This window comes from Flavimaribacter sediminis (genome assembly GCF_019492055.1).
Classification (GTDB): Bacteria; Pseudomonadota; Alphaproteobacteria; order Rhizobiales; family Rhizobiaceae; genus Flavimaribacter; species Flavimaribacter sediminis.
The window spans coordinates 1354822-1376344 of sequence record NZ_JAICBX010000001.1 but is presented as its reverse complement, the minus strand read 5'-3'; the positions used below and the strand labels follow the sequence as shown (position 1 = coordinate 1376344).

Here is a 21523-nt window from a genome sequence, read left to right as displayed (position 1 = left end):
GTCAGTTTCCGACGCAGTAATTCTTCACGCCTTCGGTGATATCCGATTTCAGAGCACTGATGCGTTGGGTGTAGGCCGAACGCAGGCAGGAGACGTCCGAACCGCAGCCGGACCGTTGTTTCAGGAATGCCTCCGCCTCGTCCTGACGGATGCCGCTGGCGCCCATAAGCAGCGGCAAGGCCTTGTAGCCGTAATACAATCCAGCCATTTCGGAATCGAGCGCCGACAGATCGGGATTGGCGCAAATGGCCTTTTCATCCGGCGCCGCCGCTTTGGCGCAGTCGAAACTCGCAGCAAGCGATGCGCCAGACAGAGACAGCATTGTCCATACGATCGCAATTGTCAGGCATGCCAGTGAATGGATTGTGTCGGTGTTCATTGTCCTGTTTTCTCCTCGATTGCGGAAACGCGAGACTTGCCATACTATAGGAAAGACGGAATGCACAAACATCTGGATACAACCGGGGGACGGTCCAGTGGCGCATGGTTCAAAATATCTTTTGACGACCGCCTTGCTTCTGGCTGGAAGCGCCGTTTTGCACGGCTGCAGCAGCCACAATTCCGCAACGACCGCACAGTCTGCGCCGCCCGTAAGGACGACGCCTTCACAAGTCGCATCAGCGGAGACGCCGGCAACCCAGGATGAGGGCTCGAAGGCTACGCTGGCGGCCGGCGCTGAGCCTGAAGTCGAGACCGAGACTCAATCGACGACAACAACTGTCGCGGGCTCCGACACAGTGGAAGAATCTGTGAATCCATCCAAAATGGCTGCCACCGAGATGGCCGCTGAGAAATCGCCTGAGGAGCCTGCATCCGAAGAAATTGTCGAAGCCGTGCGCGTGACCGAAACGCCGGGCAAGACGGATTCAACCGTCGAAATCGTCGAAACGCCGGAAGCAATTGTCGAACGTGTCGAGGAAACTATCACGACCGAGGAAGATATCGACACTGTCATCGCCGACACCGGCACGGGCGTTGTCGCCGAAACGGAAGAAATCCGTGAACGCACCGACACGGTCGTGAAAACGACGGTTGTTGACAAGCGAACCGGCCGTGTGACGAAACAAATCTCCGCGCAGGAAAAGGAAGAAGTCCAGTCCCGTCGGGAAACCATAATCGCTCCGGCGCCTTCGGCGCGTGTCTACATGAAACCGGAGGCCGGTCCGGATGACCGCTTTGCCGCTTATGGACTGGTGGCGTTTCCTCTGGATACGGCAAGACGAAACCCGGAGAGACTGGCGCAATTCTGTGCAGCCTATGTCGAGAGCGGAAAGCATGAGCCTGTGCAAGGCTTGCCGGCGTCGGCGCCCCGCATGGCGACCGTCTGGCCGGTGTCGGCTTCCGTGGATACAGACGCCCTTTCCAGACTGAATGACGTCGAAAAATGCGAAACCGCCGTGCTGAACTATGGCGCAGCAACTGCGGACCAGGCGATTTACGAAGCGGAACTGACCGGAATTGAAATCGACGGACGCGGCCCGTTCCTCCTTGCCTGGTCTCCGGCCTCTGCGAAGGGTTCGGCGAACGCTCTCGTGTTGATCGCCAACCTCTCCAACATCGACGCTCCGGAAGCCGCCCTCGCCGCAATGCGCAGATGGCAGACCGATGTGGAGTTCAACCCACCGCTTTGGGCTGAAGCCGGCTGGAACCTGCCTCTGGTCAGAGAAATCATGGATGAATGGTCGGCCGTCTATGGTCCGCAATCACTTATGTTGCTCGGCCCCTTCGGCGGCTGAGCCGTCCTTATCACTCATTCGGCGATCCGGGCATTGCCTGAAAAACGTGGAGACCGTCCGGAACCTCCAGCCAGTCTGGCTTGGAGCGGGCGAAACCGTATCGTTCGGGCGTATACCAGAATTTTGGATTGTCGAAGGTGCCTCCGGCAACGCCGCAGTGGCCGGGCAGGAATTCGAGCGTCCAGCCAACAGTCGTGCCGCAATTTCCACAAAACCGGGTTTCAAGCCAACGCCCGGCGTCGGACGTCAACCGGAAGGTCTTCCAGTCTTCCCCAAAGAAGGCGATGTGATCCTCCGGGAAATAGACTGAAATCCCGAAGGCGCTGCCGGTTCGCTTCGTGCACCACTCGCAGGAGCACAGGGAAACACGGTCAGGTTTGCCGAGCGTCCTGTACCGGATCGCCCCGCAGAAGCACCCGCCTTCATGCGTTTCGGATGACAGTGCGCACATCGCGGCAGTATCGGCGACGCCAGCAACTTTGACAACGCAAATTCAGAGGGAAACCATCGTCAGCAATTCGTACTCCGCCACCTGCTCTCCGTCCTGATTGGTCAGCACGACATCCCAGGCAACTTCTCCATACTCTTCATTGCGCGGCGTCTTACGCTTGACCGTGAGACGAACCGATATCGCATCACCGGGACTGACAGGCTTTTGAAAACTCAGGCTGTTCAACCCTGTGTTCGCCAATACCGGACCGGGATTCGGCTCCACGAAGAGACCGGCGGCGAAGCTCAACAGCAGATAGCCGTGCGCGACGCGACCGGGAAAGAACGGGTTCGCCTTCGCCGCCGCCTCATCCATATGCGCATAGAAGGTATCGCCGGTGAAACTGGCAAAGTGCTCGATATCCTCCAGCGTGACTTCCCGCGACGGGGTATGAATAGTCTCGCCAATCTGAAGTTCGCCAAAACTCCGGGTAAAGGGATGCGCCGGTGCGGTGATTTCCTTCGAGCCCCGGAACCAATTTCCGGTGATCCCGGTCATCAGATCCGGGCTTGCCTGGATCGCGGTGCGCTGCATGTAATGCATGACCCCGCGCACGCCGCCAAGCTCCTCGCCGCCGCCCGCCCTGCCTGGACCGCCATGAACCATGTGCGGCAAGGGCGAACCGTGACCTGTCGCTTCCTTCGCGGAATCCCCGTTGTTGAAGTAGATCCGGCCGTGGGAGGCCCCCGCCCCAAGGACGAATTCCCGCGCCGTCTGCGGATCGCGCGTGACGACGGAGGCGACCAGAGACCCGCCGCCGCGGTTTGCAAGCGCGATGGCGTGTTCGGCGTCGCGATATCCCATGACGGTTGATACGGGGCCAAAGGCTTCGACCTCGTGGACCGCCTTGGCGGCGTCTGGATCATTGCAGACGAAGAGCATGGGTTTCAGATAATAGCCGTACTCGACACCGACGCCGGTCAGTTCCGGCGCCTCTTCGTCACCGAAGACGCGCTCGCACTCCACGCCGATCCGCGCGGCGTTTTCCAGCGTATCGCGTTTTTGCGCTGCAGAAGCGAGCGCTCCCATTCTTGATTCCTTGAGCGCGGGATCGCCGATGGTGACGGCTTCCAGCCGCTTTGTCAGGGCTTCCACAACAGCATCAATCCGCGACGCAGGCGCGATGATCCGCCTTATCGCCGTGCATTTCTGGCCGGCCTTGGTGGTGATCTCGGTCGCCGCTTCCTTGATGAAAATATCAAAATCCGGCGTGCCGGGATCGATGTCCGTTCCGAGGACTGAAGCGTTGAGGCTGTCCTGCTCTGCCGTGAACCGAACAGAGTTTGCCAATATATTGTTCTTCGACCGCAGAGACAGCGCAGTCGCCGCGGATCCGGTAAAACTGACAACGTCCCGGCTGTCGAGCCGGTCGAGCAGATCACCCGTCCGGCCGGATATCAACTGGATCGACCCTTCCGGCAATACGCCGCTTTCAATCATCAGCTTGAAACAGGCCTCGGTCAGCCAGCAGGTGGCCGTCGCCGGTTTGACGATTGCCGGCACTCCGGCGAGCAATGTGGGCGCCAGCTTTTCAAGCATGCCCCAGACCGGAAAATTGAATGCGTTTATGTGGACCGCAGCGCCGGTCAACGGGGTGCAGACATGTCGCCCGATAAATGTACCCTCCCGCGACAGCATTTCGGTTTCGCCATCGACATAGACCTGATCAGCGGGCATTTCACGCCGGCCCTTCGACGCATAGACCAGCAGCGTGCCAATACCGCCATCGATATCGATGCGGCTGTCGGCCAAAGTCGCCCCGGTCATATGAGACAACGCATAGAGCCCGTCACGGCGCTCGTTGAGATAAAGCGCCAGGGCCTTAAGCATTCTCGCGCGATCATGGAAGGTCATCTTTCTGAGCGCCGGACCGCCCTTGTCCCGCGCGAAATCCAGCATCTGCTGGAAATCAAGACTGTCGCAGCCAGCCTCTCCGATCATCTGGCCATTTGCGGCAGAATATAATTTGGATGTTGTTCCGGAAGGCGCAATCCACTGCCCTGCCGCAAAGCTCGATACCTGCATCACTCCCATCGTTTCCTCCCGTTCAATCCCATTCAGACAGTATAAATTAACCAACCATTCGGTCAATCCTAACCATTGCGGCAATTTTCCGAACTGTATCATTTCTCACAGAGGCTCGCGCAGAACTCCATTAGATTGCAGGCTGACCGATCAACATTTGAGCGGGAAGGAAACAGGAAAATGACTACTTTCATCGATCGTGGAACGGAAAAAAGCCGGAGCGGTTCGATGTGGAATCGCATCTTTGGACTGCCGGGAAGGCTGCGGGCGGCAAATCGCAGCCGTCTGGAAAATGAAGCGCTGCTGGACATGCCTGAGCATGTCTATCGCGACATCGCCATCGCGCGAGGCGACGTGATGTTCGGCGTATCAGCCAGACGGCGCTTTGTCTGGACCGAATAGTATCGTCTTGTCAGGCGGAAGCGGATGGCCAATGGCCGCTTCCGCCCAAGTTAAAAGCCAGTGGCCATCGCAACGGCGAGCCCACACATGGTGATCAGGGCAAGGAAGCCCACTACGCCGTCTTTCGCCGCCAAAGCTATGGCGATCAGACAGACAGCGCCTCCAAGAAGCGTCGAACTGAACGGCACGAACTCCAAAACGGGCATTGCAAGCCCGCAACGCCCAGGTTCCAGTCATTTCCAGTTTTTTGTTCTCGTACTACCTGAAGATTAACGCAGATCCTCAGAACGACGCATACTCGGCATTTACACTGTTTTACTTGAAATATTTCTATAGTCTCCGAATTGTAATATCGCCGTGGGAGACCAACCGGCTTCAAGAGAGGAAACACACCATGGGAATTTTCGATTTCGTAAAAGATGCAGGCAAGAAACTCTGGGGATCAGACGATGACGACGCCTCCGAAGTCATCGCAAAGGAAGCCGGAATGCTAGGGCTGAAAGACGATCTCGACGTGAAGGTCGAGGGCGATAAGGTCGTCATCAACGGCAAGGCGCCGTCGCAGGAAGTGAAGGAGAAGCTCATCCTCGCCGCCGGAAACATCGAGGGAATCGCGAAGGTCGAGGAAAATATCGAGACGGACGACACGGCTGACGGTTCAACCTTCCACACTGTCGAAAAGGGCGATACCCTTTGGGCGGTAGCAAAGAAGGCCTATGGCGACGGAACGAAATACAATGCGATTTTTGAGGCCAACAAGCCAATGCTGTCCGACCCGGACAAGATCTATCCGGGTCAGGTGCTCAGGATCCCGCCGCTTTCGTGATAACTAGGACATAGGTTTGGTGGGCTATTCCTGATTTTTTACATCAGTGAATGGCAGCCAGGTTGTGCGAGAGCCAGTCCTCGTAGGGAATTGGTTCGCCGAGCGCAAACTCGAACGCGACGACATCGCGCATGTCCGGCGTCACGTCACAGCGAAATTGCAGATTGTACCAGCGGTTGCGGCTTCGGAAAGCCGCGCCTTCGGCGATGACGCTGTTTCCGCTGACCCTCGCGTCTTCCATCGCGTAGGCGACGAGCCGCTCCGGCTGGAACGTATTGTCCCAGACGTGGATCTGCTCCATCGCTTCCAGTCCGCAAAGCTGAAGCTTGCGGTCTTCGTCAACGAGAGTCGGCAAGGCCATCCGCGCCTGGCGGGCTTCCGGCGTCGCGAGCACCGCGCCGGCAAAGATCTGCGTCGCGCGCACCATCTTGTTTTCCTCCGGCGCCTTCCGAGCCGGAGGCTCCGACGGTCGCGGCCGAAGCCGTTCGGGATTGATTGAAACCTGCTTTGACGGACGCTGAAGCGCAGCCTCAGGCGGCGCATCTTTTAGCGATTGCTGCTGAAGTGCGGGAAGCCTGGATACAACCGTCACCCGGACCACGTCGGGAATCAGAGGATTCAACGGCTTGGGAAGAGGCAACAGCATAAGGATCAGAAGGAAAAAGAGGAAGTGGACGAAAACGGACGCCACGACCCCGGTCGCAGGCGAGCCTGTCTGATCGACTGGCCCCCTGAGAGGTCTTTCCGCAATAATTCCGGATAACACCGAGCCGCCCATTGCCCATTCCGGTCTTTCGACACTGGTAACAATGTCTCAAAGCAATTTGGTCGAATGATGGCCGGTCAGGCGGAGAGTTCACCGCCCAGCTTGTGCAGAAATCGCAGACATTGCCTGATCTGATCGAGTTCGATGAATTCGTCCGGCTTGTGCGCCTGATCGATGGAACCCGGACCGAAAACGATGGTCGACATGCCGTTCGCCTGAAAGTGTCCCGCGTCGGTTCCGAAAGACACTGCTCCGACAGAGTTCATGCCCGTCAGTTTCCCGACCAGCTGGGCCGCGGCTGATTGAGGATCATACATTAGCGGCGGAACGACGGCTTCAACCGTGGTCTGGAAAGAAGCGCCGGCCGGCGTCAGATTTGCGCTGAAATAGGCGTCGATTTCTTCAAGTAACGTCTCCGCCTGGCCGCTGCGCGTCGGGCGAATTTCCCAATCGAAGGCGCAATCGCCGGCCACAACATTACGGGCGGCGCCGCCGTGAACCGTGCCGACATTGATGGTGACATGCGGCGGATCGCAGGGACTCTCGGAATCGATCTGCCCTGAAAGATCATGCGCCAGTTTCCGCAGATGGGCGATCATGTCTGCCGCGATCATGATGGCGTTCACGCCCTTGGAAGGATCGCAGGCATGGGCGGCGAACCCGGTGACTTCCGTGCGGAGTTCCAGCCCGCCCTTGTGCGCCCCGACCATGCGCATCTCTGTGGGCTCGCCGACGATGGCGACGGACGGGCGCCAGGTTTTGGACACGATATCGTCCGCCAGCACCGGCGCGCCAAAGCCGCCATTTTCCTCGTCGTAGCACATCGAAAGATGGACAGGCCTGGCAAGCGGCATCGCCTTGAAATCCGGCGCCATGGCGAGCATGCAGGCCAGAAACCCCTTCATGTCGACGCTTCCGCGCCCGTACAGTCGATCATCGGCGATGCGCAATTCGAAGGGATCGCTCGACCATTCCTGACCTTCCACCGGCACGACGTCGGTGTGGCCGTTGAGGAGCACGCCGCCGTCGATCTCCGGCCCGATTGTCGCGTAAAGATTGGCGCGCAGTCCGGATTCGTCATGTGAGATTGAAGACACAACGCCGTGATCGGCCAGATATCGGGTGACGAAAGCAATCATATCGAGATTGGTTTCGCCTGACAGGGTCGGGAAGCGCACCAGTTGATCGAGAATATCAACCGCGCGCTGCTGTGCTTCGGCCACGTCCAGGGAGAGATCGACTGCCTGCATTTCTAGCCTCTCACGACCAGTTCCCGCGGCAGATCGGCGAGACACTCCGGATCGCCATCCGTGATTGCGACGCTCTCTGTAATCTCGAAGCCCCAATCATCCATCCACAGCCCTGTCATGAAATGGAACGTCATGTTCTCCTGAAGCACGGTCTTGTCGCCCGGTCGCAGGCTGTAGGTGCGCTCGCCCCAATCCGGAGGATAGGAAATACCGATCGGATAGCCGCTGCGATTGTCCTTCACGATCCCGTACTTCTTCAGGATGGCGAAGTAGGCGTTGACGACATCTTCAGCGAGATTGCCGGGTTTCGCCATTTCGAGACCGGCTGCAAGCCCTTCCTGAACGGCCTTTTCTGCGTCGAGAAAGGTCTGGGTCGGCTTGCCAAGAAACACGGTTCGGGAGAGCGGGCAGTGATAGCGGCGGTAGCAGCCGGCGATTTCGAAGAAGGTGCCCTCTCCCGTCTGCATAGGCTTGTCGTCCCATGTCAGATGCGGAGCGGCCGCGTCCTCGCCCGACGGCAGAAGCGGAACGATGGCCGGATAGTCGCCGCCGAATTCGCCGACGCCGCGAATGGACGCATCATAGATCTCCGCCACCAGATCGCATTTACGGATACCCGGCTTGACCGTGTCCCAGATGCGCTGGTGCATCTTTTCGACGATGCGGCCGGCGATGCGCATGTAGTCGAGTTCCCGTTCGGACTTGACAGCGCGCTGCCAGTTGACGAGGCCGGTCGCATCCTTGAAATCCGCATTCGGCAGGCCTTTCAACAGGGCGGCGAAGGCGGCGGCCGAAAAGTAATAATTGTCCATCTCGACGCCAATCTTCAGGCTCGACCAGCCCCTGTCAGTGACGATCTGAGACAGCACGTCCATCGGGTGACGAACCGGAGACTGCACATAGTGATCGGGGTAGGACAGGATGTGCGCGTCGTCCATGTAGACTGTGCGCTTTGCGCCATTGCCGTCCTGCAGCCGGCCAAACCAGATCGGGTCATCGTCAAGGGTGACCAGCACGCATTGATGGACGTAGAAGGACCAGCCGTCATAGGCCGTCAGCCACGCCATGTTTGAGGGATCGGTGACGACAAGCAGCTCTATGCCCGCTTCTTCCATCGCCTTGCGAACCTTTCCAAGGCGCACGGCGTATTCATCGAGAACGAAAGGCAGTTGCTTGTCGGTGTTTCCGGTCACGGGTCATCCATCCTTTTTGATCAAGGCCCCATCTAGCCTCAACTTTTCGTCCGCCGCAATTCCATATGCGACGCGCGCCTTTGACGGAAATGACAAAGAAAATTAAGAATCCGGCTTCGGGAGTATCAGTGCAACTGCGGTCATTCGCTGGTACCGTCCAAAACTCGACCTCGAAACACGTCGATTGATACAGTTTCTTCTGCGGCGTTGCATTTCATCAGCGAAAGGATGGTTACCTCGTGTTGAGCCAATTGATGCTAGGAACAGTCATCACACTGGTGTCTTTGCTGGGAGGAGCGTTCATGTGGTCGGCTCTCAATGAGTTGCTTCTCAGGATGGAGCCGTGGCTTCGCGGTTCCAACCAGCACTTCAAGTCATTCATTGTCGTCTCGATGGTCGCGATTTCAACGATGGGCATGACGACGTTCGGCGTCTGGTTATGGGCGATTATCTTTCGGCAAATGTCTGTTTTCAGCACGCTGGAGGAAGCGGTCTACTATTCCCTTGTCGCCTATACGACGCTGGGGCTTGGCGACATTGTGGTCCCTCAAAAATTGCGTCTTTTGGGCGGCATGACAGGCGCCAACGGTTTCCTGATGTTCGGGCTGATGACAGCGATGATCACCGATACGCTGAGACATGTGCGCAGAGTCCAGCATCACCTAAGAGACTAGGCCCCGTCACGTCAAAGCGTCTTGGCGAGCCCCACAACCTTGCCGGCGACGCGATCCGGGCCGAAACGGGCCACGCGGATCAGGTGGTCGAAATGCGCGGTAAGCGCGCGAATATGACCTTTTGAATTGACGACCAGGAACATGTCGCCGACATAAAGCGCCGCGCGCAGCGGCCCGAACAGCGTATAGGGCGCCGAATAAACCTCCCGACCGTCATACAGGAACAGACGGAACGTCGGATACAACTCGTCGATGAGCGTGGCCATGTGCATGAGCTGCTCGCGCCGGACCTCCGCGCTCAAGCCGTTCCACATCCCCTGCCCGCTCGCAAATTGCTCAAGCCGCTGAACCGGCATGCAGACTTCCATGTCGGTCTCCGGAAGGCGCGAATAGGTCAACTGATCCTTGGCCTGCTGCTCGCGCGATTCCCGCTCGTCCGGATTTTTCAGATTGAACTCGAATTTGCGCACAGCCTCGGTTCTGAGCAGGTCCGGCAGTTCGCTCGGCACGTAGCGAATCTTGTAGCCCATAGCCTCCTTGTGCCAAACGGACAGGATGCGCCGACCGGACTCATGATTGACGCGCTGTATTTCAAGCATCTCGACGGTTTCGCTGTCGAGCGAGTCCCGAGCAATCAGACCCATCAACCAGTCAAGGGAAACGCCGCAGGTCCGGGCTATCGCGCACAGCGTCTCGGCCCTGGGAAGACGGGTCGAGCCCGGCGCTAGAAACTGACTCAGCGCCGAGCGATCGATACCGATCGACTTGGCGAACTGGCTGAGATTGAAACCCTTCTGCGCCAGCAGGAGCGCCATGCGATCACGGAAGATCTCCGCGACATCGCGCTTGTCGCCATGGGTTTCATCGTCTTGTTGTGTTTTCACTGCATTTGATATCATTTATGTGTTTCTACCACATTACTCTACATACAAACATTATTATGCGCGTATTCTCACATTGTCCATTCTTGCTTGCAGGCGCATTGTACGATGCAAACAAGGGGACAAATTCTGTTGATTCTTAAAGACCGATCCGAGTGGCGCACCCTCGGCCTTCTGACTATTTGCTACGCTGCATGGCTATTTTTTCTTATTAACCCGTTCGGACTGCCGTGGATTGTAGCGGCGATTTTGCTTTGTCCGGTGATCACGCTGCACTCCTCGCTGCAGCACGAATGCATCCACGGTCATCCTTTCCGTGATTCAGCGGCCAATGACGCCGTCGTCGTTCTGCCGATGGGACTGTATGTCCCCTATTTACGTTTCAAGGATTCCCATCTCGACCACCATCAGAACGCCAATATCTGCGATCCATATGACGATCCGGAAAGCTGGTATCTCGCGCAGGATTTCTGGAGCAGGCTGCCGCGCGTCGTGAAGGCGGCGTTCGAGTTCAACAACACGCTTGCAGGCCGTATGCTGATCGGTCCGATAATTTCGCTGATCCGTCTCGCAATGTCGGACGGGCGAGCAGCCATTCTTAACGATCGCGACGTCATCTTCGCCTGGGTCTTGCATATCCCGCTTGTGGCGCTTCTGCTTGCCCTCGTGAGTATGGTTTCCGGCATGCCGCTCTGGCTCTATTTCATCTCCGCCTATTTCGGCATGTCCATTCTGATGATTCGGACCTATCTCGAACACCAGGCCGAAGAGAGCCATCTCGGGCGCTCGGTCATCATCGAGGATCGCGGGCCACTGAGCCTGCTGTTCCTGAACAACAATCTGCACGCCGTTCACCACGCCTACCCGTCGGTGGCGTGGCATCGGTTACCCTCGCTCTATGCGCGGCATCGCGACCGGTTCCTGAAGCTCAATCGCGGCTACAGCTACCGTAGTTACATGGAGATCATCCGGACGTTCGCGTTTCGACGAAAGGAGCCGGTGCCATATCCGCTGGCAGGCGGGAGCGACCAATGAGCAGCGGCGAGCCGATCGCCGCCCTGCCCATGTATGACTGGCCAGAACTGCAGACTTCAAACGACCGTTTCTGGCGCGCCATCCGTATCAATCTGGCGGAATACGGAATTTCGGCGCCGGAACGACTCGAGAGAACCCTGAGCGAAACGGAAATCTGGAACGCGCCAAGCCTCGTTCTTGGTCAGACCTGCGGCCTGCCCTACGCGCTTGGCCTGAAGGACACCGTGCAATTGCTCGGCGCGCCAGCCTACGACATCGCCTGCGGCGCAGGCAGCTATTACAGCGTGATCGTCGTCCATGCGGACAGCCCGGCGACAGGGCTTGACGACCTCGACAGCTTCCGCTTCGCCTACAACAACGCCGTGTCGCAGTCCGGCTTTTCAGCCTTTGGCCATACCTTGCGGAAACACGGCCGCGGCGCAGAACCTGTCGCGGAGCAGATCTGCACCGGTTCGCATCGCGCTTCGATCCGCAGCGTGGCGGACGGCAAGGCCGATATTGCAAGCATCGACGCCGTGAGTTGGCGCCTGGCCCAGCGCCATGAGCCTGCGGCGCGGATGGTGAAGGTGATCGAGAAGACCGATCCCACGCCCGGTTTGCCGTTCATCTGCGCAAGCGACCGGCGTTCGTCAGCAGACCGGATTCACAACGCCGTGGTGGAAGCCATGGCCGGACTGGACGAGGAGACCCGTGACGATCTGCTGTTGACGGGCTTTTCGCCGATGCGTCCGAAAGACTATGCGGTGATTGAAAGCCGCTACAAGGCGCAGCCGCTCTCTCTGCTTACAACCGCTTGACGTGGTTTTCGGCCGCCGTGTAGGACCAAATCAGTCACTGAAAGGATGATTTTATGGTCAGCGAATCCTATGACGCCATCATTATCGGCGCGGGCGTTATCGGCTCCTGCGTAGCGCTGGAACTTGCGCGCAAGGGGCGTCGCACCCTGTCGATCGACAAACTGCCCGAGGCTGGATACGGATCCACCTCCGGCTCCTGCGCGATCATTCGCACCTACTATTCGACCTTCGAATCCTGTGCGCTCGCCTATGAGGGCTGGCACTACTGGAAAAACTGGTCGGACTACGTTGGCGCAAGCGACGAACAGGGTCTGATCCGCTATCACGACACCGGTTGCCTCGTCATAAAGACCGATCACAACCACAATCTTGCGCGGGTGTGCGAGATGATGGATCGGATCGGCTGCCCCTACGAGGACCTGAGCGCGCAGGATATTCCGTCCCGCCTGCCGAACGCAGACGTGCATCGTTTCGAGCCGGCCAAACGTCCGGAGGATGAAGGGTTTGGCGCGCCGACCGGCGAGGCGGTCAACGGCGCGGTGTTCTTTCCGCGCGGCGGATATGTCAACGACCCGAAACTGGCGGCTCACAACGCGCAACGGGCGGCGGAAGCGCTGGGCGCGAAGTTCCTGTTCAACCGCGAAGTATGCGAGATCATCACGGAGGATGGCCGCGTCGGCGGCGTGGTCCTGAAGGACGGCGCGACAATCACCGCGCCGGTCGTCATCAACGTCGCCGGACCGCATTCGTCCAGGATCAACGCGCTGGCCGGAGTGGCCGACGGCATGAAAATGAGCACGAGGGCGTTGCGCCATGAAGTCGCCCATGTGCCCTCGCCCGACGGCGTTGATTTCGAGAAAGACGGCTTCGTTTATTCCGACAGCGATATTGCGACCTATTGCCGTCCCGAGACTGGCAACAACATCCTGATCGGATCAGAAGATCCGGCCTGCGACGGGAAGGAATGGGTCGATGACCCGGACGACTACAACACGAGCTTCTCGGAGCAATGGAACGTATTGGTCATGCGCCTGGCGCAGCGCATTCCGTCGCTGAAGCTGCCCGGCGCGGCCAAAGGCGTTGTTGCCCTTTACGACGTGACCGAAGACTGGGCGCCGATCTACGACAAGAGCGATCTAAAGGGCTACTACATGGCGATCGGCACCAGCGGAAACCAGTTCAAGAACGCGCCAGTCGCCGGCAAGATGATGGCTGAACTGGTAGAAGCCTGTGAGAATGGCCATGATCACGACAGCGATCCGGTTCAGTTCCACCTCGATTATCTCGACGCGAACATTTCAATCGGCGCGTTTTCGCGCAACCGCGAAATCAATCAGAATTCAAGCTTCTCGGTCATCGGCTGACAAGGTCAGCAGGGTGTTTTCCGACGTGGCGCCTGCGATCCTGTAACCGAGAGATTCGAGATGCTCGACGCAGTCGATTTTCCAGAGGCGGCGCAGCACCGTTTCGATCAGCACGGCTTTCGGCCACAGGGATCGGTACTCCGGAATCATCAGAGGCAAAAGCGCCTGATCTTCATAGCCCTCAACATCGATTTTCAGGAGGTCCACCCGGTCGATGTTACGAAGGACGAGTGCTTCGGAAAGCCGCGTGATCTTTATCTCCACATGATCGCGCGCAACGATCGCGTCCGAGTGCAGGGACGCCGTTCCAATGTTGGTTCCGCCGCTTGAATACAGTTTCAACCTTTGAGATTTCGGACCGGTTCCGCGATTGATCGCCTCCACGCTGCGAAAACCGTTGGCTTCGAGGTTGAACACCAGCTTGGAGAAGGTGCGCGGATGTGGTTCGAACGCGAGGATCCTCGCATGATCGCCGCAGGCCTTTGCGACAAACATGCTGTAGGAGCCGACATTCGCGCCGATATCGACGAAGACCATGCCCGGCTTGATCATCGGCGCGATCAGGCGGCGCTCGGGAATTTCCGGAAGGGCCTTTCTGCCGACAACCGTGCGGTCGCAATAGTTCTCGAACGGATAGGCGCGCATGCGCACGCCTTCCGCCTCGACGTCGAAAGGTCCCTGAAAACGACGAGCGAACCGCTTGCGGATGACTTTTCGCTGTTGCTGTCCGATCATTTTGTGGGTGGCGAGCCGCCAGATCACCGTCGGCAGCAATCCCGGCTTTCGGTGGCCGAAATCCGAAACTGTGTCCAGGCCTCGTCTCATTTTCGCAGTGTCAGGATTCGCCAAAGCCGCGCGCCATTGGATCAGCAGAACAATGTTTTATGTGATCGAAATCATCAAGCGCCACTATGAAGTCAAACCAGCCGGTTGACCAGAGGATTTATTGGCTTCGTCGCGTGGATCGCGCCGTTTCGCCCGACATATGAACGACATCGAGATCAGACATTTTTCGAACGCCGGAATCCCGGCCTGCACGTTTGCCGACAACCGCGGAATGGTTTATCAACAAGAGACAAGGGCGGGATTGAACAGAGGCATCATGTGTGATCATTGGTCGGCGTGGCGACGTCCACATTGATTTCCGGTCCAGAATGACAATTGGTGACAGGTAGGCCTTTGTGAACGACGCCCCCCACATTGTACTTTACAGCCACGACACGTTTGGCCTCGGGCATCTGCGGCGCAGCCGCAAGATTGCGATGACGCTTGTCGATCGGTTTTGCAACGCGCATGCGACGATCATCACCGGCTCGGACCTGTCGTCGCGGTTTCCGGCTCATGACCGCATCCACTTCGCGCCGATCCCGCAGATCGAGAAGCAGCCGGACGGCAGCTACCGCCCGGCCGACCCGCAGCTTACCTACGAACAGGTGATCGAGGCGCGCAGCCAGGCCATCATGGAGGCGCTGAAGCGCCGTCCGGCCGACATCTTCATCACCGACAAGGAGCCGCTTGGCCTGAGCGGCGAACTGATGCCCGCGCTCGGCTATCTGAAGACCTGCGGGGCGACCCTTGTGCTCGGTCTGCGCGACGTGCTGGACGACACCGCTCTGCTGCGCTCGGAATGGGAGCGCAAGGGCATCTACGAGCGAATCGAGGGGCTGTACGACCATATCTGGATCTACGGCACGGAGAGCTTTTACCATCCCTTGCGCGAGATGGGCCTTCCGGCGAGCGTTCTGTCGAGCTGCAGCTTCACGGGCTTTTTGTACCGCTCGCTCGGACAGGCGGGTGCGCCGGCGCTTCCCGCCGACCTGCCCGAGGACTATCTGCTGGTGACGGCTGGCGGCGGCGGCGACGGCGACTTCGTGATGAATGCGGTGGTCGACGCCTACGAGCAGGACGCGGAAATCACGATGCCCGCGGTGCTGCTTCTGGGTCCTTATGCGGACCCGCAGGAGGCCCACGCGATCCGGGCGCGGGCGCAGGGCACGGGCCGGATGCATGTGATCGACTTTGATTCGGAGCCTGAAGGCCTGATCCGCCGGGCCTCTGCGGTTGTCGGCATGTGCGGCTACAACACGTTCTGCGAGGTTGTGTCGCGCAACAAGAAGGCGCTGTTCGTGCCGCGCCAGACGCCGCGTCTTGAGCAATATATCCGGGCGAGCCGGGCGGCGGAACTGGGTTGGTGCCGCATGGCGCCGGAGGCTGTCGCCTCGCGGCCGCTTGATTTTGCCGCCGCCATCCGTGCGCTCATCGCCGACGACGTACCGGTTGGCGCCGGCATCGACGCGCATGGCCTGGAGCGCATCGGCGACGCCGTCGAAACCATCCTGCACGACCGCAACGAGCAGTCCATCCAACTCGCCAGGGCCGAGCGATGACGCAAACCATCGCGGTGGTTCTGAAAGGCTATCCACGCCTCTCCGAATCCTTTATCGCCCAGGAATTGCTGTCGCTGGAACGCGCAGGCTTCCACCTCAACCTGGTTTCCCTTCGGCATCCGACGGACAAGGCGCGCCACCCGATCCATTCGGAAATAAAGGCTCCGGTCAATTATCTTCCTGAATACCTGCACGAAGAGCCCGTGCGCGTCTTCAAGGGTCTGACAAGCAGTTTGCGACGTCGGGGATTTTTCCAGGCGCTCCGTCTGTTTTTGAAGGACCTCGTACGCGATCCGACGCGCAATCGCGTGCGGCGGTTTGGACAAGCCCTGGTCATGGCGGAAGAACTGCCGCCGCAGACCGCCTGGATCTACGCGCATTTCATTCATACGCCGTGTTCCGTGGCGCGCTATTGCAGCGCTATTGTCGGGCTTGACTGGAGCTGTTCAGCCCATGCCAAGGACATCTGGACATCGCCGGACTGGGAGCTGAGCGAAAAGCTCAATGACATGAGCTGGTGCGTCACCTGCACGTCTGTGGGGCACAAGCATCTGCAATCGCTGGCGAACGATCCCAGCCGCGTACATCTCGTTTATCACGGTCTCGATCTGGACCGGTTTCCCGCCTTCGAGCGACCGGCGTCCACACGGGACGGAACCGGGAATGACCCAGTGCGCATCCTCACAGTCGGCAGGGCTGTCGAGAAGAAAGGGCTGGACACCCTGATCGCGGCGCTTGCGCAATTGCCAGAGACCCTCAACTGGCGCTGGACCCATATCGGCGGCGGCGTGCTGAAGGACAAGCTGGCGTTGCAGATCAAAGAACTCGGACTTGAAAACCGCGCCGAAATGCTGGGCGCAAAACCGCAAGAGTTCGTGCTGGAAACCTGCCGCGAAAGCGATCTCTTCGTGCTGCCGAGCAGAATCGCCGCTGACGGAGACCGCGACGGCCTGCCGAATGTGCTGATCGAGGCGCAGAGCCAAGGGCTTGCCTGCGTTTCCACGCCGGTGTCAGGAATTGTCGAACTCGTGGAAGACGGCGTCAACGGACTGCTGACGCCACCCGACGACGTCGCCCGTCTCCGCGACGCCATGGCGAAATTGATATCAAATCCCGGGCTGCGCGACGAGATGGCGCAAAGAGGCGAACGAAAGGTGAGGACGCGCTTCGACCATATGTCCACAATGGACGATCTCGTGACGCTCTTCGAGGAAAGCGGCGTCCAACCGCTGAAGCACCGACATGCCGTCCCGGTCGACGCATAGGGTTCTTTTTTACGTGCAGCACCTTCTGGGCGTCGGCCACGTCTTCAGAACCATGCGCATCGTCGAAAGACTGGTCGCCACCGGATTTGAGGTCACCATCGCCCACGGCGGTGAAAAAATACCGGATATCGATTCCTGTGGCGCGGACATCCGCTATCTCCCCTCGCTACGCTGGGCTGCTGCGGATGATACGCGGCTGCTCGACGCGGATGGACGCCCGGCGGACGACACGTACAAGGACATGCGCCGCAACGCCCTGCTCCAACTTCTCCAGGAAACACGACCCGACGTCATCATCACCGAAGCGTTTCCTTTCGGACGCCGACAGATGCATTTCGAACTGCTGCCGTTTCTCGAGGCGGCATCGGCGCTTGCAAAGCGACCGATTATCCTCGCTTCGATCCGCGACATATTGCAGGAGGGCAACAAGCCTTCCAAGGATATGCAGACGGTGGAGATCATCGAGCAATTCTTCGACGGCGTCCTTGTCCATGGGGACGCGCGCCTGACGCCTCTCGAAACCACCTTCCCTTTCGTCGACAAGATCCGTGACAAGCTGCATTACACGGGCATCGTCACACCACGCATCAATCTGGAGAGCGAACCGCAGACGCGTTTCGATGTTGTGGTGACGGCCGGAGGCGGCATGCTCGGTCGCGAACTCATTCGCGCCGCGCTTTTTGCTCGCGAGAGCACGAACCTAAAGGACGCTCGATGGTGCGTCTGCGCCGGCCCTTACATGGCGCTGGAAGAATTCAACGCCCTGGGCGAACTGGCGGGTGGCGGGAACGTCACGCTCCGCAGGTTTCTGCCGGACCTTCCCGCCGTTCTGTCAAAGGCTGAACTGTCGATATCGCTTGCCGGCTACAATACGGTAGCCGACTTGATGGCCGCGGGATGCCGCGCAGTGATAGCGCCGCAATGGAACAACAAGGAGACCGAACAGCTGCGCAGGGCGGAACTGCTGTCACAACGCGGTCTCGTCGAAATGGTCGGACATGAGGAGAAGACGCCCGCAATGCTGGCGGAGGCGATCCGCAGGGTGATGGCGAAACCGGTTCCCGACTGGCGTTCGATCGAGACTGAAGGAGCAGCCAGAACCGCCGAAACCCTGAGCCGTCTGATTTCAGGAAGCAGCAACCCATGATCCAAAAGATCGCCTTCTACGCGCCTCTGAAGTCTCCGAACGATCCGCACCCGTCCGGCGATCGGGAAATTGCGCGTCTGCTCATGCGCGCCCTTGCCAAGGCCGGCTTCGACGTGACGCTCGCATCACAGGTCAAGAGCTATCAGAAGCGCGCTGATCCCGATCTTTACGCCCGACGCTACAACGAGGTGGAGGTCGAAAAGGCGCGAATTCGGGAAAGCTGGTTACAAGACCCGCAAATGCGCCCCGATCTCTGGTTTACCTATCACCCCTACTGCAAATCGCCCGACTGGCTGGGACCGTATTTTTCACGCGAATTCGGCGTCCCCTATGCGACTGCGGAAGCCGCACGGACTGCGCAAGACAGCGATGCGGACTGGGAAAAAGGCAGGTTGGCGACAAGGGAAGCGGTCAAGGCAGCGGCAATCAATTTTGTATTGAAGGATAGCGACTGGGCTTATCTGGAAAGCTTTATGCCGGACATGCGGTCTGCGAAGCGACTGGCGCCATTTCTCGACCTGTCGGTTCAACCCGACAAGGCGCGGCAATGCCCTTCACTCTTCGAAAATGACGATCCGGTGTTGATGACCGCCGGAATGATGCGGCCCGGCAAGAAGCTGCAGTGCTACGAATCCCTCGCCGCGTCCCTGTTGGCGATCGGCCATGACCGCTGGAACCTGGTTGTCGCCGGAGACGGCCCGGAGCGAGACACAATAGAAGAACTGCTTTCCTTCATTGCGCCGGAGCGTCTGAAGTTGCTCGGCAATGTCGAACACCAGATGATGTTCGACTTGATGGACCGCTCGGATATCTTTGTTTGGCCTGGCATTCGCGAGCCTATCGGAATGGTCTATCTCGAAGCCCAGTCGCGAGGCGCGCCTGTCGTCGCGCTCGATAACGTCGGCGTTCCCGCCGTGGTTGACAATGGTCAGACCGGTTTGCTTGCAAAGGACAACCAGGGCATGGCGGCGGCGCTCCGTCGTCTTCTGGCTGATCCGTCTCTTCGGCGTTCGCTCGGCAATGCGGGAGCCGCCTATGTGCGAGAACGCCACGATGTGGCCGCCGCAGCGACCACTCTGGGCAAGGCGATCAGAGATCTCGGATAGATCTACTGATAGGGATCGGCTGCATCGCGCAGGCCATCGCCCATGAAATTGAAGGCGAGGATCACCACGATGACCGGAACAACGGGTAGGATCAGCCATGGATAGAGCACGACAACGCTGATGTTTTGCGCTTCGTTGAGAAGAACGCCCCAGCTCGTGACCGGAGGCCTCAAACCGAGCCCCAGGAAGCTCAGGGCGGTTTCACCCAGGATCATCGTGGGAATGGTAATCGTGGCTGATGCAATCAGGTGGCTCATGAAGCCCGGAATCAGGTGCCGCGCAATTATTCGACTTGGCCTCGCGCCCATAAGCTGCGCGGCCATGACGTAGTCCTCCTCTCTGAGCGAAAGAAGCTTGGAGCGCACGGCGCGCGCCATTCCCGTCCAGTCGAGCAGGCCAAGAATAATCGTGATGCCGAAATAGACGAGCAAGGGACTCCAGGTGACCGGCATGATCGCTGCGAGCGCCAGCCAGAGGGGAATGCTGGGTATGGACTGAAGCACTTCGATCATCCGCTGGACGATATTGTCGACCCAGCCGCCATAATAGCCTGCAAGACCGCCGATCGAGATGCCGAGAATGAAGCTCACGGCGACGCCGATCAGACCGATCGTCAACGAGATACGGGCGCCATAGATTATTCGGGAGAACAAGTCTCGCCCGAGCCTGTCCGTTCCAAGCAGGAACAATGTGCCTCCATCCCTGATGCAGAATAGATGTTTGCTGGACGGAATAAGCCCCCAAAGCTTGTATTCGTCGCCGTCGCAGAAAAAGCCGACCCGATAGGTCTTGGCTTCGTTGGCGGCGTATTTGCGTTTCAGGAGATCCATATCGAGCGTACGGACACGCTGATAGACAAAGGGTCCGACGAACTCGCCATCCTTGAAGAAATGGACGCCTTGAGGCGGCGCATAAATGGAATCCTGATGGCGCCGCGTCAGTTCGTAAGGCGCGATGAACTCTGCGAAGGCGATGACCACATAGAAAAACAGGAGAATGAGCGCCGACCAGTAGGCCACGCGGTGTTTCTTGAATTTCCACCAGATAAGCTGACGCTGCGAGGCGAAGAAATACTTCTCCTGCTCGGGCGTGAGTTGCTCGATCGAATAGGGATCGAACTCGGCGGTCGAGACGTAGTGTCCAAGGGGCTTCCCCGGTCTGGGCAAAGACGAATCGTTCATTTTTCCGGTTTTCCCTGGAGCCTGATGCGTGGATCGAGGATCGCGAGCGCGATATCTGAAATCAGCACACCGATGACGGTCAGCACTGCAAGGAACATCAGGAACGAACCGGCCAGATACATGTCCTGGCTTTTAAGGGCGCGGATGAGCAGCGGGCCTGTCGTTTCGAGCGACAGGACGATCGCAACCACTTCCGCGCCGGAAACGATATTGGGCAGAATGCTGCCAATGTCGGCAATGAAGAAGTTCAACGACATGCGGAACGGATATTTCAACACTGTACGGGTCGGCGGCAACCCCTTCGCACGGGCGGTTATCACATATTGCTTCTTGAGCTCATCAAGAAGGTTTGCACGGATACGCCGGATCATCGCGGCCGTTCCGGCCGTTCCAATGACGACAACCGGTATGATCATATGTTCGGCGATAGATCCGAATTTCCCCCAGCTCATCGGCTGATCTATATAGACCGGATCCATCAGGCCGCCGATGGACGTGCCAAACCACACCTTGGCGAAATACATCATCACAAGGGCAAGCAGGAAGTTCGGCGTGGCGAGGCCAATCAGTCCCAGAAAAGTGAAACTGTAATCGCCGAACGAGTATTTATGCGTTGCAGAGTAGATGCCGATTGGAAAGGCGACGACCCACGTAAATATGATGGTCACGAAGGACAATAGCATCGTCAGCATTAGCCGCGATCCGATCAGCTCCGAAACCGGCCTTTCATACTCGAACGAATAGCCGAAATCGCCATGGGTCATACCCCAGACCCAGCTGAAGTAACGCTGCCAGACCGGCTTGTCGAAGCCGTATTCCTTGCGCAGATATTCGATCTTCTGCGGATCGACCGTCTCGCCCGACGCCTGCAATTCCGCGACATAGGTCTCGAAATAGTCGCCGGGCGGAAGTTCGATAATCGAGAAGATAAGGACGCTGGCGATAAGCAGCGTCGGAACCATCGCGAAAAAGCGAAAGATGATATATCTGAGCATACT

At 58.6% G+C, this 21523-nt stretch carries 22 protein-coding genes; 11 read left to right on the top strand and 11 right to left on the bottom strand.

All coding sequences use genetic code 11. From position 1 onward, the window contains the following. Position 1: 1 nt before the first annotated feature. Positions 2-379 (bottom strand): lysozyme inhibitor LprI family protein, encoded by a 378-nt coding sequence (locus tag K1W69_RS06595; RefSeq protein ID WP_220227498.1) that lies wholly within the window; start codon positions 377-379, stop codon positions 2-4. Positions 380-476: 97 nt separating this feature from the next. On the opposite strand from K1W69_RS06595, the gene K1W69_RS06590 reads away from it, so the two are divergent. Next, positions 477-1736 (top strand): hypothetical protein, encoded by a 1260-nt coding sequence (locus K1W69_RS06590; RefSeq protein WP_220227497.1) that lies wholly within the window; start codon positions 477-479, stop codon positions 1734-1736. 10 nt (positions 1737-1746) lie between these two features. On the opposite strand, the gene K1W69_RS06585 is transcribed toward K1W69_RS06590, so the two are convergent. After that, positions 1747-2187 carry a GFA family protein gene (locus K1W69_RS06585; RefSeq protein WP_220227496.1) on the bottom strand — a complete coding sequence of 147 codons (441 nt, stop codon included), beginning with the start codon at positions 2185-2187 and terminating at the stop codon, positions 1747-1749. A 42-nt stretch (positions 2188-2229) separates the two neighbouring features. After that, positions 2230-4260 carry a phenylacetic acid degradation bifunctional protein PaaZ gene (paaZ, locus tag K1W69_RS06580; protein ID WP_220227495.1) on the bottom strand — a complete coding sequence of 677 codons (2031 nt, stop codon included), beginning with the start codon at positions 4258-4260 and terminating at the stop codon, positions 2230-2232. 171 nt (positions 4261-4431) lie between these two features. Between paaZ and K1W69_RS06575 the strand changes: the two genes are divergently transcribed. Beyond that, on the top strand, positions 4432-4653 hold the full coding sequence (locus K1W69_RS06575) for a hypothetical protein (protein WP_220227494.1): 222 nt from the start codon (positions 4432-4434) through the stop codon (positions 4651-4653). Positions 4654-4703: 50 nt separating this feature from the next. Here K1W69_RS06575 and K1W69_RS06570 read toward each other — a convergent pair whose 3' ends face one another. Then, on the bottom strand, positions 4704-4859 hold the full coding sequence (locus K1W69_RS06570; RefSeq protein WP_220227493.1) for an exopolysaccharide biosynthesis protein: 156 nt from the start codon (positions 4857-4859) through the stop codon (positions 4704-4706). Between the two features lie 188 nt (positions 4860-5047). Between K1W69_RS06570 and lysM the strand changes: the two genes are divergently transcribed. After that, a complete protein-coding gene (lysM, locus tag K1W69_RS06565; RefSeq protein ID WP_220227492.1) occupies positions 5048-5479 on the top strand; it encodes a peptidoglycan-binding protein LysM in 432 nt (143 codons plus the stop codon). Between the two features lie 43 nt (positions 5480-5522). Here the strand turns inward: lysM and K1W69_RS06560 are convergent, their stop codons facing one another. The 3 genes from K1W69_RS06560 to doeA form a co-directional block, all read right to left on the bottom strand. Then, positions 5523-5906 (bottom strand): DUF930 domain-containing protein, encoded by a 384-nt coding sequence (locus K1W69_RS06560; protein ID WP_220227491.1) that lies wholly within the window; start codon positions 5904-5906, stop codon positions 5523-5525. Positions 5907-6322: 416 nt separating this feature from the next. Next, entirely contained in the window at positions 6323-7495 is a 1173-nt protein-coding gene (gene argE, locus K1W69_RS06555; protein ID WP_220227490.1) for an acetylornithine deacetylase, read from the bottom strand. A 2-nt stretch (positions 7496-7497) separates the two neighbouring features. Then, positions 7498-8688, bottom strand: a complete 1191-nt coding sequence (gene doeA / locus K1W69_RS06550; RefSeq protein ID WP_370688194.1) for an ectoine hydrolase DoeA — start codon at positions 8686-8688, stop codon at positions 7498-7500. A gap of 254 nt (positions 8689-8942) precedes the next feature. Between doeA and K1W69_RS06545 the strand changes: the two genes are divergently transcribed. Continuing rightward, positions 8943-9362 carry an ion channel gene (locus tag K1W69_RS06545; protein ID WP_220227489.1) on the top strand — a complete coding sequence of 140 codons (420 nt, stop codon included), beginning with the start codon at positions 8943-8945 and terminating at the stop codon, positions 9360-9362. 11 nt (positions 9363-9373) lie between these two features. On the opposite strand, the gene K1W69_RS06540 is transcribed toward K1W69_RS06545, so the two are convergent. Next, complete coding sequence (locus tag K1W69_RS06540) at positions 9374-10246, bottom strand: helix-turn-helix domain-containing protein (protein WP_370688193.1); 873 nt, start codon at positions 10244-10246, stop codon at positions 9374-9376. A gap of 129 nt (positions 10247-10375) precedes the next feature. Here K1W69_RS06540 and K1W69_RS06535 point away from each other — a divergent pair, with 129 nt between their 5' ends. Genes K1W69_RS06535 through K1W69_RS06525 form a run of 3 tightly spaced genes read left to right on the top strand, consistent with a single transcriptional unit; the run spans position 10376 to position 13439 of the window. After that, on the top strand, positions 10376-11278 hold the full coding sequence (locus K1W69_RS06535) for a fatty acid desaturase (RefSeq protein WP_220227487.1): 903 nt from the start codon (positions 10376-10378) through the stop codon (positions 11276-11278). Beyond that, positions 11275-12075: a phosphate/phosphite/phosphonate ABC transporter substrate-binding protein gene (locus tag K1W69_RS06530; protein WP_220227486.1), complete on the top strand. Its 801-nt coding sequence runs from the start codon at positions 11275-11277 to the stop codon at positions 12073-12075. The genes K1W69_RS06535 and K1W69_RS06530 overlap by 4 nt, the downstream gene beginning before the upstream one ends. Before the next feature lie 53 nt (positions 12076-12128). Further along, the gene (locus tag K1W69_RS06525) at positions 12129-13439 is read left to right on the top strand and encodes an NAD(P)/FAD-dependent oxidoreductase (RefSeq protein WP_220227485.1); all 1311 of its coding nucleotides are present in this window, start codon (positions 12129-12131) and stop codon (positions 13437-13439) included. On the opposite strand, the gene K1W69_RS06520 is transcribed toward K1W69_RS06525, so the two are convergent. After that, entirely contained in the window at positions 13416-14264 is an 849-nt protein-coding gene (locus K1W69_RS06520) for an FkbM family methyltransferase (RefSeq protein ID WP_220227484.1), read from the bottom strand. The genes K1W69_RS06525 and K1W69_RS06520 overlap by 24 nt on opposite strands. A 356-nt stretch (positions 14265-14620) precedes the next feature. Here K1W69_RS06520 and K1W69_RS27290 point away from each other — a divergent pair, with 356 nt between their 5' ends. The 4 genes from K1W69_RS27290 to K1W69_RS06500 are packed head-to-tail and all read left to right on the top strand — an operon-like array spanning position 14621 to position 19344. Next, on the top strand, positions 14621-15826 hold the full coding sequence (locus K1W69_RS27290; RefSeq protein ID WP_220227483.1) for a glycosyltransferase family protein: 1206 nt from the start codon (positions 14621-14623) through the stop codon (positions 15824-15826). Continuing rightward, a complete protein-coding gene (locus K1W69_RS06510; protein ID WP_220227482.1) occupies positions 15823-17091 on the top strand; it encodes a glycosyltransferase family 4 protein in 1269 nt (422 codons plus the stop codon). Before K1W69_RS27290 ends, K1W69_RS06510 begins: the two co-directional genes overlap by 4 nt. A gap of 13 nt (positions 17092-17104) precedes the next feature. Further along, a complete protein-coding gene (locus K1W69_RS27285) occupies positions 17105-18238 on the top strand; it encodes a glycosyltransferase family protein (protein WP_220227481.1) in 1134 nt (377 codons plus the stop codon). Then, a complete protein-coding gene (locus K1W69_RS06500; RefSeq protein WP_220227480.1) occupies positions 18235-19344 on the top strand; it encodes a glycosyltransferase family 4 protein in 1110 nt (369 codons plus the stop codon). The genes K1W69_RS27285 and K1W69_RS06500 overlap by 4 nt, the downstream gene beginning before the upstream one ends. A gap of 2 nt (positions 19345-19346) precedes the next feature. Here K1W69_RS06500 and K1W69_RS06495 read toward each other — a convergent pair whose 3' ends face one another. Both K1W69_RS06495 and K1W69_RS06490 read right to left on the bottom strand, forming a co-directional pair. Beyond that, positions 19347-20525 (bottom strand): ABC transporter permease, encoded by a 1179-nt coding sequence (locus K1W69_RS06495; RefSeq protein WP_220227479.1) that lies wholly within the window; start codon positions 20523-20525, stop codon positions 19347-19349. Beyond that, positions 20522-21520, bottom strand: coding sequence for an ABC transporter permease (locus K1W69_RS06490; protein WP_220227478.1), 999 nt, complete (start codon positions 21518-21520; stop codon positions 20522-20524). The genes K1W69_RS06495 and K1W69_RS06490 overlap by 4 nt, the downstream gene beginning before the upstream one ends. Between the last annotated feature and the right edge of the window lie 3 nt (positions 21521-21523).

Bases quoted from the DNA above. Each gene is read 5' to 3' on its own strand.
- K1W69_RS06595 (WP_220227498.1), bottom strand. From the start codon at position 379: ATGAACACCGACACAATCCATTCACTGGCATGCCTGACAATTGCGATC.
- K1W69_RS06585 (WP_220227496.1), bottom strand. From the start codon at position 2,187: ATGTGCGCACTGTCATCCGAAACGCATGAAGGCGGGTGCTTCTGCGGG.
- paaZ (WP_220227495.1), bottom strand. From the start codon at position 4,260: ATGGGAGTGATGCAGGTATCGAGCTTTGCGGCAGGGCAGTGGATTGCG.
- K1W69_RS06575 (WP_220227494.1), top strand. From the start codon at position 4,432: ATGACTACTTTCATCGATCGTGGAACGGAAAAAAGCCGGAGCGGTTCG.
- K1W69_RS06570 (WP_220227493.1), bottom strand. From the start codon at position 4,859: ATGCCCGTTTTGGAGTTCGTGCCGTTCAGTTCGACGCTTCTTGGAGGC.
- lysM (WP_220227492.1), top strand. From the start codon at position 5,048: ATGGGAATTTTCGATTTCGTAAAAGATGCAGGCAAGAAACTCTGGGGA.
- K1W69_RS06560 (WP_220227491.1), bottom strand. From the start codon at position 5,906: ATGGTGCGCGCGACGCAGATCTTTGCCGGCGCGGTGCTCGCGACGCCG.
- argE (WP_220227490.1), bottom strand. From the start codon at position 7,495: ATGCAGGCAGTCGATCTCTCCCTGGACGTGGCCGAAGCACAGCAGCGC.
- K1W69_RS06545 (WP_220227489.1), top strand. From the start codon at position 8,943: ATGCTAGGAACAGTCATCACACTGGTGTCTTTGCTGGGAGGAGCGTTC.
- K1W69_RS06530 (WP_220227486.1), top strand. From the start codon at position 11,275: ATGAGCAGCGGCGAGCCGATCGCCGCCCTGCCCATGTATGACTGGCCA.
- K1W69_RS06525 (WP_220227485.1), top strand. From the start codon at position 12,129: ATGGTCAGCGAATCCTATGACGCCATCATTATCGGCGCGGGCGTTATC.
- K1W69_RS06520 (WP_220227484.1), bottom strand. From the start codon at position 14,264: ATGAGACGAGGCCTGGACACAGTTTCGGATTTCGGCCACCGAAAGCCG.
- K1W69_RS06510 (WP_220227482.1), top strand. From the start codon at position 15,823: ATGACGCAAACCATCGCGGTGGTTCTGAAAGGCTATCCACGCCTCTCC.
- K1W69_RS06500 (WP_220227480.1), top strand. From the start codon at position 18,235: ATGATCCAAAAGATCGCCTTCTACGCGCCTCTGAAGTCTCCGAACGAT.
- K1W69_RS06495 (WP_220227479.1), bottom strand. From the start codon at position 20,525: ATGAACGATTCGTCTTTGCCCAGACCGGGGAAGCCCCTTGGACACTAC.
- K1W69_RS06490 (WP_220227478.1), bottom strand. From the start codon at position 21,520: ATGCTCAGATATATCATCTTTCGCTTTTTCGCGATGGTTCCGACGCTG.